Raw genomic sequence first — 15,522 nt, 5'->3', positions numbered from 1 at the left:
CATGGGTGCGTGGACCGGGACAGCACGCTGGCATGCCTCAGCGAGGACGACTGGGGCAGACCCGACTCGTCGTCGACCCAGCTCTACCGGGACCTGTGCGCGCTGCGCGACCTGCCGGTGGGCCAGCTGACACCGACGTCGCTGCACCTGCTCGTGACGCACCAGGTGGGCCTGGACGTGACCGCGCTGCTGGCGCTGGAGCACGTCGAGCACGACCCGCTGCGGGCGGTCGCGCTGTACCCCGGCGACCTGCTCGCCGCTCTACTGAGAGTAGATCCGTCGTTCTGGGCCGATCACCCAGCGTTGCTGGCCAGGATGTCCGCTCTGCTGGACCGCCTGCGCACGTTGCCGGAGGGAGATTGGCACCTGCTGGTCTCCGCGGCCGAACAATTTCCCGGTTAAGCGCGCTTTAGGCGTCCCTTTGCCAGGGGGTGAGTTGCTTGCACCATGGCAAAGACCCTCGCGGCGGCCGGCCTCACGCTGGCCTCTCTCGCCGCCACCGCTGCGTTCTTCTCCCCCGTCGCTTCCGCCGAGACCTGCAAGGCTTCCTACTACTCGGGCGGCGGCACGACGGCCAGCGGCGAACGCTTCGACCCCAACAAGCTGACAGCCGCGCACAAGACCCTGCCGTTCGGCACCCGCGTGAAGGTGAAGAACCGCGCCAACGGCAAGACGGTGACCGTGCGGATCAACGACCGCGGCCCGTTCATCACCGGCCGCTGCGTAGACCTGACCCCCAAGGCCTTCAAGACGATCGCACCCCTGTCACAGGGCGTAGTGGGCGTCACCGTGACAAAGGTGTGAACGAGTAGAAAAAGACCGGTTTGCTTGACCCAATCGAGTGAACGAGATAGTCAATCCGGGTGTTCGCCGCGATGAGTGGGCCAACCCGGTTGGCGATCGGTGCCGTCGTTGGCGTTGTCGTAGCCGCGTTTTGCGTGCTCGCGACGTATGTCGGATCGCTCGTGGCGAGCGATCCGACCGAGCCGTCGACCGACAAACCGGCCCGCGTCTCGCTCATCAACACCCCGTCGCTGCTCCCGACGGAATCCGAGCTCCCGTCACAGACGGTGTCCGTCAGCTCATCGTCCGCAGCGTCCTCAAGCGTGAAGTCGACGACCACCACCACAACGAAGACCACGACCGCCACGACGACAACAACAACGCAGGCCCCTCCGGCCGTGACGACAACAACGACCACAAGACCGAGACCGACCACCACGACCACAACCACGACCACCAGGCCGTGCGGCCTCATCTTCTGCTGAGCCGCCGCTCCCACACAGCGTCGAACCGGCTCGTGTCACTGAGCCCGTTCCTCAACAACCGCGCGGCATCAACGAGGTTCTTGTCCTCCCGCGCCATCGGCTCCCGCACGTGGTCAAGACACGCACCGACCAACGCGTCGTGGCTCGGCAACACCAGTTCCGGATACAGCTCGTCCAACCGCGCAACGAACTCCGCACGCAGATAAGCGACTTCTCTAGCCGTGTAGACGTTTCTGGCGAATCCGTAGTCCCACAGCCAGAACACGAACTCCACGAACCGCGCACGGTCGCGCATCGCGTCGTGCGACGACGTCCGCGCCGCCGTCAACCTCGCGCAGTACCGCCACCACGACCGGAAGTCCTCCGGCGCATTCCTTGCCGCCCAACGAATCCTCTGGTCCTCCGGCAGCGCGGCAACCGCTTTCATCTGCTGCCACACGACCTTGTGGTCACCGACGAGCGTCGGGGCCTGCCCGAACGCCGTGAAGATCTTCTGCACGCTGCCGGGCCGGAACTCGGGATCGACCCCGACGTAAACCGTCACCTGGGCATCGGGCTGCCAGTAGAGCTGGTTGCCGAACTCCGGTCCGCCGACCTTCACCAACTCCACACCACGGCGCGAGAGCTCGCCCTCCAGTTCGTCGAACATCATCAGCCCGTCGAACCGCCCGTACGCCGCGGCCACAGCGTCGTCCACCATCTCAGGACCGTGCACGAGCCGATGCGCCTGCACGGCCAGATGCACGCCCTGCCACCCGAGGCCGCGTTGCCGGAGGTACCACCCGACCTCGACCAACCCGTACGACCGCCAGCACATGCGCCCGCTGCGGTTCTCGCCGCCGAGCCCGCCCATCACCTCGGTGGCGACGTCCGGGCCGAGGTTGGCGTCGAGGCCGAGCACGGTGCCGGTCTGCACGACGTCGGCGAAGAACTCGCGGCTCACTCCGCGATCTTCAACCCGACAGGGCAGCTCACCCCGGTACCCCCGAGCCCGCAGTAGCCGTAAGGGTTCTTGGCATCAGACAGGTACTGCTGGTGGTAGTCCTCCGCGTAGTAGAACTCCCCCACCGGCTCCAGCTCAGTCGTGATCCCCCCACGCCCGGCCTCGTCCAACGCCCGCTGGTACACGGCCCGCGAAGCCTCCGCCGTAACCCGCTGCCCCTCGTCGGCGTAGAGGATCACCGACCGGTACTGCGTGCCGATGTCGGCCCCCTGCCGCATGCCCTGCGTGGGGTCGTGGCCTTCCCAGAACACCCGCAGCAGCTCCTGGTACGGCAGCTGGGCCGGGTCGAACACGACGAGCACGACCTCGGCGTGGCCCGTGCGGCCCGAGCAGACCTCTTCGTACGTCGGGTTGGGCGTGATGCCGCCGGCGTACCCGACCGCGGTCGACCAGACGCCGGGGGTCTGCCAGAAGAGCCGTTCGGCGCCCCAGAAGCAGCCCAGGCCGAACACCGCGGTGCGGTGGCCGGGCGGGAACGGTGGCGCAATGCGACGGTCCGGGAACACCGCGTGAGAGCCGGGCACGGTGATCGGGTCCTGGCGGCCCGGCAGTGCGTCGGAGGCGGTCGGCTTGCGGGCTTTGTCTCGACCGAACAGGGCCATGACCTGCATTGTATGGATCGGGCGACCGCGGTGTGACTTGGCGCATGAATGCATCCGAATCAGACACCAAAGCAACTGGCGATCAGCGAGAATTTCCCGAACCGTCGTTTCCAGGGGGAGTTCCGTGCAGACCGCTCGCAGCGCCGTGCCCGTCGTGGCCGTGCTCGCGCTGCTCGTGGGCATCGCGGCGGGCGCGTGGGCGATCTGGGGCGACGGTTCGCGGATCGACTACGCCTCCGAGGTCGTGTCGACACCGGACCCGACACCGCGGTTGCCGTACCTGGAGACCGAGGACCCGCTGGTCGACCCGCCCGGCGACATCGCGTTCGCCAAGACCGGACGCAGGGACGCCTTCGAGCACCGCACGCTGCTGTCGTCCGAGGAGTTCGCGATCGCCGGGGCGGTGGGCGTCGCCAAGATCGACGCGCGCGTGACCAGGCAGCCGGACGGCACCGTGCTGGGTGTCTGGCGGTTCACGCTGCGCGACGGCGCCGACCCCTTCATCGCGTTGGACGAGTTCGACGGTCTCTACAAGCGCGGCAACCACCAGCTGATCCCCAGTTCGCCCGACGTGCTGCTGCGTCGCTTCCTCAACGAGGACCAGAGCGCGGTCTACCACGCCCACTACGTCCGCAAGCGGGACGTGTTGCGGGTGGACGGCTACGGTCCCAACGCCACGAAGGCGGTCGCAGAGCTGCTCGATCGACAGCTCGCGCACGCCCCGGCGGAAGCGCCGCCGGAATGATCTCCACCGCACCCACCGCCGCACCCGAGGCCGAGTCGACGAGTGCGCCGAGGGCCGGAGTCGTGCTGCTCCGCGCTGCCGCCGCGGTCCTCGTCCTGCACGGCTTCCTGATCGGGCTGTGGACGACCCAGCACGGCGTTCAGCTCGGGTACCTCGACGCCGTGCGCCACGTGCTCAACCGCCCGCTCGGCATCGGCGAGGACTTCGGCATGTTCGCGGTGTTCCTGCTGCTCGCGGTGGGTGGCTATGCCGCGCAGCTCGACCGCGCGCCGCTGCCGTGGCAACTCCTGCGCACCTACCTCCCGGCGGGCGTCACCGCGGTTCTCGCCACGGTGGTCGCGGGGCTGGGCGCACAGATCTGGACCGTGCCGCTGGTGCCCCCGACCTCCGTGCTCGCGGGCGCGGGCAGTGTCACCCTCCTCGGCCACGTGATCGACGGGGTCCAGCTGCTCGTGCCACTGGCCTGGCTCGTGCTGCTCCTGCTCGTCGGAGTCGCGGCCTCGGCGGTGATCAACCGGTACGGCGGCCTCGCGATGCTCGTCGTGCCGCTCGGCGAGATCGTGCTGTCCGCGGCCGTCGTCGTGGTCGCGCCCGACAGCCGCCTGGCCGGCGTGGTCGTCTTCCTCCCGCTGGTGGCCACCGGACAACTGATCGCACTCGCTCAGCGGGAGCGGCTCAAGACGTGGTTCGTGGTCGCGTTCGGTTTCCTGGGCGGGTTCGTGATGGTGATGCTCCAGACGCTGAACCCGGAGTTCGCCCGGTGGTGGTACCCGATCCCGGCGCTGCTCGCGGTGCTCCTGGTCGCCGCGGGAGCCGTGTTCACCGGCGACCTGGCGGAACGACTCACGGCCGTGCGCGCGGTGCGCTGGCTCGCCGACCACGCCGTGTGGCTCGCCTTGTTGCAGGGCGTCGTGGGGTACGCGCTGCTGGACGTGCTGGACCGGCCGATCCCGCTGGCACTGGTGGTGGCGGTGGTGCTGACGGCTGCCGCCGCGGAGGCCGGCGGACGGCTCGCCAGGAGGGTGCCGGCATGAGCTCCAAGCCCGGTTACATGCCCGGACTCGACTTCGTCCGCCTCATCGCGTCGGTGGCCGTGGTCTACGTGCACTGGGCCGACTGGACCCAACTCGACCGCGAGCAGTACGCCACCGCGAACGAGATCGAGTGGCTCCTGACCTCCCCGCTGCACCTGAACGAACGGCTCGAGTTCGTGGGCGTAGCGGTGTTCCTGCTGATCAGCGGCATGGTGATCAGCGGCGCGGCGTTCCGCGAACGAGGTCCGGAGTTCCTCGCGCGACGGGCGGTGCGGCTGCTGCCCGCGCTGTGGGTCGCCGTGCTCCTCGCCTGGACGATGGTCAGCCTGAACCTGCTGCCCGCCGTCATCCCCGCCGACCTCGGCGACCTGTTCCTCAACGGACTCCTGGTCAACTACCTGGTCCCGAACACGTCCGAGGTGCTCGGCCTCACCTGGACCCTCGCGGTCCAGTTCGTCTTCTACTTCTACGTCGTCGCGACGATGCCGTTGCTCAAGCGCTGGCCTTGGGTGCCGCAGGCCGTCGCGGTGACGGTCGTGTCGGTGCTGATCTCCGTGGTGCCCCCGGACGGCGGGCCGCCGTTCAGCTTCCTGCGGCAGGTGGCGACGTTCCTGCCGGTGCTGTTCATCGGTCAGCTGATCGCGCTCGTGAAGTCCCGGAAACTGCCGGTCGGGGCCGGTGTCGCGCTCGGCGTGCTGCAGTACCTGCTGTTCATCCGGGCCGACCTGACCAGCGAGACCTGGCCTGGAGGCGGTGACGCCCACGCGCGTACCCTCGCCATCCTGGTGATCGTCGTGCTGCTGGCCAGCCGCGCCGATGGCAAGCTGGTGGGGTCGCGATGGGTCGCCTCCGCGTCCAAGCGCACGTACGGCATCTACCTGTTGCACATCCCGATCGGCATCCCGTTGCGCCGCCTGCTCGAGCCGATCACCGGGTACTGGCCGGCCATGTGCATCGCGATCGTCGTGGTGCTGGTCGCGACAGAGCTGATGTACCGCTTCGTGGAGACTCCGGTGACGGAGTGGTACCGCAAGAGGACGAAGGCACGCAGCAAGCCCGCCATTCGTGAGGGAACCAGGGGACATGAACGCGGTCGCATGCACGATCACCAGGGAGAGCGGGCTGCCACTGGCGACGGTGCTCGCCCGGTCCTACCTGGCGCACCACCCCGGTAGCCGGTTCGTCGTCGCGGTGCTGGACGCCGAGCCCGGCGCGCGCTCCGAGGACGGGATCACGCTGCTCGGACCCGGTGCGATCGGGGTGTCCGAGGACGACTACCTCGGCCTGGCCACGGCCTACCCGCCGGAGCAGCTGGCGGAGGCGCTCAAGCCGCTGTTGCTGAAGGAGCTGCTGCTCGACGCCGACGTGGCGGTGCACCTCACGTCGTCGAGCTACGTGCTGGCGCCGATGGACGACCTGCTGACCGGTACGCACGCGTTGGTGGTCTCGCCGCACTTCCAGCGGCCGTTCGACGACGTGAAGTCCGACGAGGGCCGGCTGGTCGGGACCGGGGTGTTCGACCCCGGGTTCGTGGTGGTCTCGCAGGACGGGGCCGAGTTCCTCGACAGCTGGGCCGAGGCGGTGCGGACGTTCCACGCCATCGACCTCGGGCGCGGTGTGTGGGCCGACCAGGCGTGGTTCGACCAGGCCGTCAGCCAGCGGGAGCACCACGTCGCGCGGAGCACCGTCGGGGTGTGGAACGCCTTCGAGCGGCAGGTCACCGGCACGACGCAGGTCGTCGACCTGCTCGGGTTCGACGCGACGCGGCCGTGGCTGCTCAGCTCCCATCTGACCGGCAAGCCGAAGACGTTGCTGTCGGCGCGGGCCGACCTCGCGCCGGTGGTCGCCGAGTACGCGGACAGGCTGACCGAGGCCGGGTTCATCGCGCCCGAGGACGTGGTGCCGTCGTGGCTGAGCGAGCTCGCCGACGGCACGAAGATCACGCCGCTGCTGCGCGGGATGTACCGGCAGGCCTCGATCGACGACGAACCGGCGCCGCACGCGTTCAGCGGGCAGGCGTTCCGCGACTGGCTCACCGAGCCCGAGCTGGGCACGCTCAACCGGTGGGCCGCCGCGATCTGGCGCGACCGGGCCGACCTGCGCGGGTACTACAACGACGCGGCCAACCCCGGTTACCTCGACTGGCTGCGCGCGTTCGGGGTACCCGCCGGCGACATCGCCACCTGGGCGATTCCCGGGCCGCCGAAGCCGATCGCTCCCGCGGCCGACGAGCTCGGCGTCAACCTGCTCGGCCACCTCACGGCCGTGCTCGGCGTCGGTGAGCTGGGACGGTCGCTGCACGACGCGCTCGCCGCCGCGAAGATCCCCACGGCGTCCGTCATCGAGGACGAGTTCGTGGTCAACGAGCTGGGCATCGACGCACCCGAGGACGTCAGCACGCCGCGGTTCCCGGTCAGCGTCCTCTGCGTGAACGCCGACCTCACGCCCGCGGTGCTGCAGGCGCACCCCGAGGTGGGCGAGGGCCGGCACAAGATCGGCGTGTGGTCGTGGGAGCTCGACGAGTTCCCCGAGTCGATGCACGCCTACGACCACCTCGACGAGATCTGGACGATCAGCGAGTTCTGCCGCGAGGCGATCGCCGCGCACACCGGCAAGCCCGTGAAGGTCTTCCCCATCCCGGTCAAGGAACGGGCCGCCGTCGACCGCAAGCTGACCGGCCGCACCCGGTTCCTGTTCGCGATGGACTTCAACAGCGTCTTCAAGCGCAAGAACCCCCTCGGCGCCATCGAGGCGTTCCAGCGCGCCTTCCCCGACCGCGACGACGTCGAGCTGGTCCTCAAGGTCATCAACGGGAAGCTGCACGTCCCGGCCGCCGAGCAGCTGCGAGCCGCCGTCGCGCGCGACGAGCGGATCACGTTGATCGAGAAGTACCTCACCGAGCAGGAGCTGCACGAGCTGTACGAGAACAGCGACTGCTACGTCTCGCTGCACCGCTCGGAGGGCTTCGGCTTCACCGTGGCCGAGGCGATGTCCATGGGCATCCCGGTCATCAGCACCGACTACTCCGGCACCGCCGAGTTCCTGGACCCGGTGAACTGCTGGCCGGTGCCGTACGAGATCGTTGAGGTCGGACCGGACGCCGCGCCGTACCCGGAGGACGCGCGCTGGGCCGAACCGGATCTCGACGCGGCCGCGAAGGCGATGCGCGAGGTGGCGGACGATCCCGCACGAGCAGCCGAACGGGGGCTGGCCGCGCGGGAGCACCTGCGCCGCACGCGCAGCACCGAAACGGCAGCGAAATGGATAGAGGACCAGGTCGGGGACGCGTGGCGGACCTGGCGGAAGCGCTCTCACCCGGCCGCGCCCGCCGCTCCGCAAGCCGAACCGGCGGTGGGGCAGGGCGTCACGCCGGTGCTGCGCAAGGCAATACTGCGGGTGGTCAGTCAGGTCGAGCGCTATAGGGCATCCGGACCAAAGGTCAGGTAACCGCATCACGACTTGGCGGTTGGCCGGTCACCCCTCAGGCAGTGCATGCACAATGTGGCCGGGTTCGTACTTGGAGAAAGGGGCTGTCAGCGTGAACTGGCAGGACGAACTGCGCAAGCTGGACGACGAGCTTGCGAGCGGCCGGATCTCGGCTGACGACTACCGGGTTCGCCGCGACCAGGTGCTGTCCTCCAGCAACGCGAGCGGCCAACAGGCGTCCGGGCAGAACCGCTGGCAGGCCCAGCCGCCGTCGGCGGGCCCGCAGACCGGTTCGCAGGCGACGCAGTACATCGCCCCGGTCGGTGGCGGCGAGCAGCCGAAGCCGAACCCCGACGCGACGCAGGTCGTAACGCCGCGGCCGCCCGACGCCGACCGCACGCAGGCGGTGCCGGCCGCGGGCATGGGCCAGCCGAACTACGGCCCGCCCTCCCCCGCGCACGGCTTCCAGCAGCCCGGCCCGCCCCCGCCGCCGTGGCAGATGGGCGGCGGCGACCAGGCTCCGCCGTGGCTGACCCAGTCGAACGACAACTGGTCGCGCTCGGGCCCCGAGGTCTTCGACGAGACCGGCGGCGGCAAGGGCAAGAAGGTGTTCGCGATCATCGGCGTGATCCTGGTGATCGCGCTGATCGGCGGCGCCGTCTGGTGGTTCGGGCTGCGCAACACCTCCGGTGGCGGCACCGAGAACACGAACACGGCGGCGTCCACCACGACGACGACCACGAAGCCGAAGACCGCGCTCGAACTGCTGCCGGCCGCGCCCGGCACCGCCGACCCGAACAACGGTGACGCGACGGCGGACAAGCTGGTCACGGCCGGTTTCCTCACCGCGGACGACGCCGAGGCGCTGACCACGGCGGGCGTGCAGAAGATCGCGTTCAAGGGCGGCAAGGACGGCGCGTTCACCTACCACGCCGAGGTGTTCGAGACCGACACCCCGGAGAAGGCCACGAAGCTCGCGGCCGACCTCGCCGACGCGGCGGGCCGGCAGGGCATGGTCGACGGCGCCCGCGGCGCGCTGCCCCCGAAGGCCAAGGTGCTCCAGCTGATCAAGCCGAAGCAGAGCGGCTCGTACCTGGTCATCTACTCGACGGGCAAGCAGGTCATCCGCGCGGCGACGGTCGCGGAGCCGATCGGCGACTCGGACGCCGAGCTGATCCAGAAGTTCCAGGAGTACAGCGTCGCGGTCTCGAAGAAGTTCCCGGCCGCCTGACGATGAGCAACGACGTCGTCGACTACGCGGACGGCGCCGAGGACGCCGTTCTCGAACGGCTCCGCGCGGCGACTGACGTCAGCGCCGGTTCGGCTGAGCTCGCCACGGACCTCAACGGTTCGTGGGAGCTCAGCTACCACTTCTCCCCGCAACGGCTCGGCCTGCTCGCCCCTCTGGACGTGCGGCCGGGCCAGCGCGTGATCGACATCGGCTGCGGCAGCGGTGTGCTGTCCCGGGCCCTGGGCGAGGCGGGCGCGGAGGTCGTCGGCGTCGAGGGCGTCCCGTCCCGCGCCGCTGCCGCCCGCGAACGCTGCCGCGACCTGCCGGGCGTGCGGATCGTCGACAGCCCCGCCGTCGACCTCGCCCGGCACGGCACCTTCGACACCGCGCTGGTCTGCGGCGTGCTGGAGTACTGCGACCCCGAGCAGCTGCTGGGTGACGTCGCCGCCGCGCTGGACGAGAACGGCGCGCTGGTGCTCGCGATCGAGAACCAGCTCGGCCTCGGCTACCTGCTCGGCCGGGCGGAGGACCACCGCGGCAAGTCGTGGGTCGGTCCCGCCGGCTACCCCGGCCCCGGTGCCCGGACGTGGAACCGCCGCAAGCTCGGCGAACTGCTCTCCGCCGCCGGCTTCACCGCCCAGCGCTGGCTCGCTCCCTACCCGGACTACAAGATCCCCCGGATCGTCGTGGACGCGTCGCTGCACGACCGCCCCGACGCCCCCGAGCTGATCGACAAGCTCGTGCGCGACCCGCTGCAGGGCGCGTTCGGCGGCACCGTCGGCGCGGTCGCCGGCCGGTTGCCGCACCGCCTGGCCGTCGCGGACGGGTTCGGCGTGGCGGTCTCGCCGTCGTTCCTCGTCGTCGCGGCCCGCACGCCGGAGGCCGTCGAACGGACGCTGCGTCCCGGCCTCGCCTGGATGGTCAACAACGGCCGGCTCCCGCAGTGGCGCCGCTCCCGCACGCTCACCGCCGACCTCGACCTGGTGATGGACGACGGCCGCGAGAGCGCCGCGGGCTGGCTGCGCCAGGTGCTGGTCGAACGCGACCCGGTCTTACCCGGCGTCGCCCTCGACAGCCTGCTGCTGGACGCGTTGGCGGACGACGACCTCCCCCGGCTGCGCGAGCAGCTGGAGCTGTGGCGCACCTACTGCACGGCCGATGCGCGACCGGTGACCGACGAGGACGTGCGGCACCCGTTCCTGCCCGGCCGCGAAGGCGTCGCGGTGCTGCCGCCGGACTGCCTCGACGTGCACCCCGGCAACTTCATCGTCGCCGACCACGGCACCTACCACCGGATCGACCTCGAGTGGCAGGCCGAGTCCGGTGTGGACGCCGAGCTCGTGCTCGTGCGGGCCCTGCTGGAGTTCGCCCGCGAGGTCCACCGCAGCGGCGCCGCGCACCCGTGGCCCGCGCAGTCCTCGATCCGCCGCCTCACCGAGGAGCTGACCGCGCTCGCCGGGCTGCCCGCGCCGAGGTGGGACGACCTGCTGCCGGCCGAGGCCACGTTGCAGGAGCTGGTCAGCGGCACGCCGGCGGACGAGGTGCTCACCGCGCTGCGCAGTGAGCTCGACGTGCCGGGCAGACCGCGGCTGTGGGAAGGCCCCCCGCTCACCGAGCTGCACGACCTGGCGGCCTCGATGCCCCAGCTGCAGGCGCAGGCGACGGAACTGCACGCGCAGACCGTGCGGCTGTCCGAGCAGCTGCACGAACGCTCCGAAGAGCTGGAGCTGCTGCACAAGCAGTCCAACGCGGCCGCCGCGGAACTGCGCGACGAGATCGGCCGGCTCGACGACCTGGTCGGCAACTCGCTGATGGAGCTCGCCGACACCGACGCGCGCCTCACCGAGCAGACCGAGCTGGCCCAGCGGCTCGCCCAGGAGAACGCGGAGCTGCGGGCGCGCCTCGACCAGCTCGACTCCTCGTCCGTCGTCCACATCGGACGCGACTACGTGTGGCCCGCCGCCCGCGCGGTGCGCGGCACGCGCGACCTCCTGCTCGGCCGGGGCGGCGAGGAGACCGACGCGGTGCTGCGCCGGCTCGGCCCGATCGCACCACTGGTCGGTGGACGGATCCGCGAGGTCAGCAAGCACCAGCGCGCCGAGCGGATGCGCTACGAGGTCAAGGTGCCGGAGGACGAGGTCGTGATCGGCCGCGGCCAGGTCGTCGAGCTCGAAGGCACCGCCTCGCACGAGGACCTGCCGGTGCACGGCGTCGCGGTCCGCGTCGACGGCACGACCTACCCCGGCACGACCGGCCACCCCGGCAACGGGATCCGGCTGCGCGTGCCGGTCCGTGCGCGCACCTCACCGGGTTCGGTCGAGCTCGAGCTCCTGCTGACGCTGGCCGACGGCACGGTCTTCCGCTGCGACCTGCCGCCGTTGCGCGTCCGTCCACAAGCGACGGCCGAACGCGCGCAGGTGGTCTGGCCCGGCACCGGCCCGAAGGTCGCGATCTGCCTCGCCACCTACAACCCGCCGAAGCACCACTTCGCCGAGCAGATCGAGACGATCCGCAAGCAGACGCACGACAACTGGGTCTGCGTCATCAGCGACGACAACTCGGACGAGGCCGGCCGGGCCACCCTGCGCGAGGTGGTGGGCGACGACCCGAGGTTCGTCGTCGCCGAGCACGACGAGAACGCGGGCTTCTACGGCAACTTCGAGCGCGCGTTGCAGCTCGTGCCGGCGGACGCGGAGTTCGTCGCGCTGTCCGACCAGGACGACCTGTGGGACGCCGACAAGGTCGAGACGCTGGTGGCCGAGTTCGCCGACCCGGCGGTGTTGTTGGCGTACGCCGACATGCGCCTGGTCGACGACCACGGCACGGTGATCGCCGACAGCGCGTGGCTGGGCCGGGCGAAGCCGACCAACGCGGACCTGGAGCAGTTGCTGCTGCTGAACACGGTCACCGGCGCGGCGAGCATGGTGCGCGCGGACGTGCTGGCGCAGCGGATGCTGCCGTTGCCGCCGAGCACCCCGGCGTCGTACCACGACCAGTGGCTCGCGGCGTCTGCGCTGGCGCTCGGCCGGATCGCGTTCGTCGACCGGCCGCTGCACTCCTACCGCCAGCACGGCGCGAACGTCACGGGCTGGCAGGTGCCGCGCCTCGCCGACGGACTGCCGGGCCTCAAGGGCCTCGCCCGGTACGCGCTCGGGCTCGACCAGAACTCGTTGACGCACAAGGAACCCGAGCTCGCGCACATCGTCGAGCACGAGACGCGCCGGATCGCGCAGTTCGCCACGGTGCTGCTGATGCGCAACCACGACCGGATGGCACCGGACGCGGTCCAGCGGATCTCGCGGCTGACCACGGCCGAGCGCAAGCTGTGGCCGTTGGTGCGCATGGCTTTGGAAGGCGACCGCCCGGACACCGCCGGTGCCGAGCGGAGGCTGCTCGCGGCCGCGTTGTTGCGACGCGCGCAGCGTTAGCGAGTCCTCGCAGGGGCCAGACCGCAGTCGACGAGGACGTCGTCCAGCACGGCGTCCGCGCGCACGACGGTCTGCGCCCACTTCTTGGCGTTCGCGAGCTTCGTGCGTTCGACACCTGCTCTTATGGCGTCCTCGCGCTTGCGGTCGCGCGCGTACTTCTTCTCCCACGCGACGTGCGGCAGGACGTCCAGGCGCAGCACCCGAGCGGCCTGCGGCTGCCACTCGGTGATCTCCGCGGCGGCCGTGCCGGGGCCGAGCGCGAGGACGACGTCGTAGAGGCCGACGCGTTCGCGGCTCCACTTGGCCGGGTCCTCGTCGACCACGACCTCGACGCCGGCCGCGCGCCAGTCCCGTTCGGGCTCTTCGGTGATGAAGAGGGTGACGGCGGCTTCGGGGTCGCGGTCCCGGAGTTCGGTGAGCAGGTCCTCGTCGAACTCCTCGTCCGCCACCACCAGCACCCGCGCGGTCGTGGGACGGTCGCGCAGCCACCAGAGCCGGTGGGGGTGCTCGTGGATGCCGAGCGACGGCGGCCGGGTGGCCAGGTCGTCGGCGTGGCGGCGGCGGAACACCTCGCGGTTGATGTCGGAGAGGCGCTCGGCCGTGGCCGTGGAGCTTGTGCCGTGGCGGACGTGCACGACCGTCGACGCGGGCTGCACCCACACCTGCCAGCCGTGCCGGCGCAGCATGAACTGCAGGTCCGTGTCCTCGTAGTACGCGATGTGGTACTCCGGCGAGAACCCGCCGACCTGGTAGAACGCCTTGCGCCGCATGACGAGGCACGCGGCGGACGCGTAGTCGACGACGCGCGGGTAGAACGACTCGACGTCGGACTGCCCGTCGCCCCAGCCCCGGCTGTAGGCGTCGCCGCCCAGCAGGCTGCCCGCCTCCTGCACCCGGCCGTCGGGGAAAACCATCAGCGGCGCGACGGCCGCGGCCTCGGGCTTGCCGTCGAGGAACGCGAGCAGCGGCGGCAGCCAGCCCTCGGTCACCTCGACGTCGGCGTTGAGGAAGCAGACGAACTCGGTGCCCGCGTGCTCGACGCCGACGTTGCACCCGGCACCGAAGCCGAGGTTGCTGTCGAGCCGGACCACCGTGGCGTTCTCGAGGTTCTCCTCCAGCCACTGACCGGTGCCGTCGGGCGAGGCGCTGTCGACGACCACGACCTCGTACGGCTCGGGCGTGTGTTCGGCGAGGACCTCCAGGCAACGCGCGGCCATCTCGCCGCCGCCGTACGTGACCAGGACGAAGGTGACGCGGGGGCTCACCGGCCGCGCAGCTTTCCGTAGACCACGCGCGGCAGCCGGGTCCACCGGTAGAGCTTGGTGGACCGCATCGCCGCGAGCTCGGCCCGTTCGGCTTCGAGCGCGGCGAGCACGTCGCGGTGCCGGTCGGCGAGCTCGGAGTGCAGCCGCCGTTCGGTGGCGAGGTCCGGTCCGATGTCGCCGCTGCGGCTGAGCATGTGCTCGACCATCGCCTCGCGCTCGGCGATCAGCCGCGCGTGCAGCTGCCGGTGGGCCGTGCGCAGCGCCTCGTTCTCGGCGGCGAGCAACGCGATGCGCGACTCCACCGCCCCGGTCCTGGCGTAGGTCTCCTCGGCGAGCCGCGCGACGGCGTTGAGGTGCTCGTCGAGCAACCGCACGGCCTTGGCGGACCGTTCGACCTTGAGCGCCCGCCGCATGGCCGTGACCAGCCGGCTCGGCGCCGTGACGATCTGGTCGGCGCTCCCGAACTGCTCGACGGCCTGCTTGTCGGCGCTCTTCGGGTCGAACAGCACCCACGTGCGGCCAAACGCTTGCGCGGCCGCCGCCACGTGCTCGTCGGCGGCCACCACCGCGGCCGCGTTGGCGAGGACGGCGAGCCGGTCCTCCAGCACCGCGTCGTGCGGCAGCGAGGGCCAGCCGAGGTCGTCGGGCTTCGTGCCGGTCGGCAGCACCACGACGTGGTCGATGGCGAGCAGTTCGGCGGCCTTGGCGACGGCGGGCCGCAACCGGGCGAGCGGCGTGGACTCCGTGACGTGCAGGACGAGGTACCGGTGCTCGGGCAACCGGCCGAGCTGCTGCAGGTGCTGCACCCGCGCCGTCAGGACCTCGGGCTCGACGAGCCGGTCGGCCAGCACGCCGAGGTTCGGCACGTCGTCGCGCGTGGACAGCACCTCGATGCCGGTCTTCCCGGCCTTCACCGCGACCCCGACGGCCTTGCCGGGCAGTTCGGGGATGTCGAGCGGCTCGGACAGCGAGACGACGATCAGGTGGAAGTCGTCCGGCCCGACCGTGCTGATCGGCGTGGCCGCGAGCCCGCCGTCGGCGCGGTGCGAGTGCGGGATGCGGGCGAGCGGTGTGATGCGCCAGTCGCCGAGGCGCTCGCGGAGCTCCCGTTCGAGGACGCGCACCGGCAACTGGTCACCGAGCCCGTCCAGCTCGGTGCTGCACAACAGGCCGAGTGCTCCCCCGGTTTCGCCCACCACCGGCCCAACTCTACTGCCCTGACCTCGGCGATACCGGCGAGTCGGCAAAGGTGCAACCCGCGACCCGTGCTACACGTCTACTACGGGTGTAGGAGCCACTCGGAGGCGAGAATGTTGATCACCGTGACATTAGTCACATTGGGCGGTTTGGCGTTCTTATGGCGAACCGTAGCGGTCCTCCTGGCCGTTTCCTCTTCCAAGAAGGCCAACGATTACCCTGCGCCACAAGCGTCCGCCAATTGAGATACTCGTTCGGAGTACGTCTTACGGCGGAACGTTGACTTACCGTACGATCCTTTCGGGTCGTATGACTGATCAGTC

At 70.6% G+C, this 15,522-nt stretch carries 13 protein-coding genes; 8 read left to right on the top strand and 5 right to left on the bottom strand.

The annotated features are described in order from the left end of the window. Positions 1 to 9: 9 nt before the first annotated feature. Both ABZX02_RS14120 and ABZX02_RS14115 read left to right on the top strand, forming a co-directional pair. Positions 10 to 402 (top strand): contact-dependent growth inhibition system immunity protein, encoded by a 393-nt coding sequence (locus tag ABZX02_RS14120; RefSeq protein WP_355298113.1) that lies wholly within the window; start codon positions 10 to 12, stop codon positions 400 to 402. A gap of 45 nt (positions 403 to 447) precedes the next feature. Further along, the gene (locus ABZX02_RS14115; protein ID WP_355298111.1) at positions 448 to 804 is read left to right on the top strand and encodes a septal ring lytic transglycosylase RlpA family protein; all 357 of its coding nucleotides are present in this window, start codon (positions 448 to 450) and stop codon (positions 802 to 804) included. Here ABZX02_RS14115 and ABZX02_RS14110 read toward each other — a convergent pair. Genes ABZX02_RS14110 through msrA form a run of 3 tightly spaced genes read right to left on the bottom strand, consistent with a single transcriptional unit; the run spans position 785 to position 2,873 of the window. Next, positions 785 to 1,234, bottom strand: coding sequence for a hypothetical protein (locus ABZX02_RS14110; RefSeq protein WP_355298109.1), 450 nt, complete (start codon positions 1,232 to 1,234; stop codon positions 785 to 787). The two genes, ABZX02_RS14115 and ABZX02_RS14110, sit on opposite strands and share 20 nt — an antisense overlap. 20 nt (positions 1,235 to 1,254) lie before the next feature. Further along, positions 1,255 to 2,211, bottom strand: coding sequence for a hypothetical protein (locus tag ABZX02_RS14105; RefSeq protein WP_355298108.1), 957 nt, complete (start codon positions 2,209 to 2,211; stop codon positions 1,255 to 1,257). Beyond that, entirely contained in the window at positions 2,208 to 2,873 is a 666-nt protein-coding gene (msrA, locus tag ABZX02_RS14100; protein WP_355298106.1) for a peptide-methionine (S)-S-oxide reductase MsrA, read from the bottom strand. The genes ABZX02_RS14105 and msrA overlap by 4 nt, the downstream gene beginning before the upstream one ends. A gap of 124 nt (positions 2,874 to 2,997) precedes the next feature. On the opposite strand from msrA, the gene ABZX02_RS14095 reads away from it, so the two are divergent. From ABZX02_RS14095 to ABZX02_RS14070, 6 genes are all read left to right on the top strand, one after another. Then, on the top strand, positions 2,998 to 3,618 hold the full coding sequence (locus tag ABZX02_RS14095) for a hypothetical protein (RefSeq protein ID WP_355298104.1): 621 nt from the start codon (positions 2,998 to 3,000) through the stop codon (positions 3,616 to 3,618). Next, positions 3,615 to 4,652, top strand: a complete 1,038-nt coding sequence (locus ABZX02_RS14090) for a hypothetical protein (RefSeq protein WP_355298102.1) — start codon at positions 3,615 to 3,617, stop codon at positions 4,650 to 4,652. The genes ABZX02_RS14095 and ABZX02_RS14090 overlap by 4 nt, the downstream gene beginning before the upstream one ends. Next, on the top strand, positions 4,649 to 5,827 hold the full coding sequence (locus ABZX02_RS14085; protein WP_355298101.1) for an acyltransferase: 1,179 nt from the start codon (positions 4,649 to 4,651) through the stop codon (positions 5,825 to 5,827). Before ABZX02_RS14090 ends, ABZX02_RS14085 begins: the two co-directional genes overlap by 4 nt. Next, positions 5,736 to 8,099, top strand: coding sequence for a glycosyltransferase (locus tag ABZX02_RS14080; protein WP_355298099.1), 2,364 nt, complete (start codon positions 5,736 to 5,738; stop codon positions 8,097 to 8,099). The genes ABZX02_RS14085 and ABZX02_RS14080 overlap by 92 nt, the downstream gene beginning before the upstream one ends. A 91-nt stretch (positions 8,100 to 8,190) precedes the next feature. Further along, positions 8,191 to 9,309, top strand: coding sequence for a hypothetical protein (locus tag ABZX02_RS14075; protein WP_355298097.1), 1,119 nt, complete (start codon positions 8,191 to 8,193; stop codon positions 9,307 to 9,309). 2 nt (positions 9,310 to 9,311) lie between these two features. Continuing rightward, entirely contained in the window at positions 9,312 to 12,737 is a 3,426-nt protein-coding gene (locus ABZX02_RS14070; protein ID WP_355298095.1) for a glycosyltransferase, read from the top strand. Here ABZX02_RS14070 and ABZX02_RS14065 read toward each other — a convergent pair. Next, a complete protein-coding gene (locus tag ABZX02_RS14065) occupies positions 12,734 to 14,002 on the bottom strand; it encodes a glycosyltransferase family 2 protein (RefSeq protein ID WP_355298093.1) in 1,269 nt (422 codons plus the stop codon). The two genes, ABZX02_RS14070 and ABZX02_RS14065, sit on opposite strands and share 4 nt — an antisense overlap. Further along, complete coding sequence (locus ABZX02_RS14060) at positions 13,999 to 15,201, bottom strand: hypothetical protein (protein ID WP_355298091.1); 1,203 nt, start codon at positions 15,199 to 15,201, stop codon at positions 13,999 to 14,001. The genes ABZX02_RS14065 and ABZX02_RS14060 overlap by 4 nt, the downstream gene beginning before the upstream one ends. Between the last annotated feature and the right edge of the window lie 321 nt (positions 15,202 to 15,522).

The organism is Lentzea sp. NPDC003310, from assembly GCF_040610935.1.
Classification (GTDB): Bacteria; Actinomycetota; Actinomycetes; order Mycobacteriales; family Pseudonocardiaceae; genus Lentzea.
Note: the sequence above shows the minus strand (reverse complement) of the source record. Positions and strands in the feature narration are given on the sequence as shown.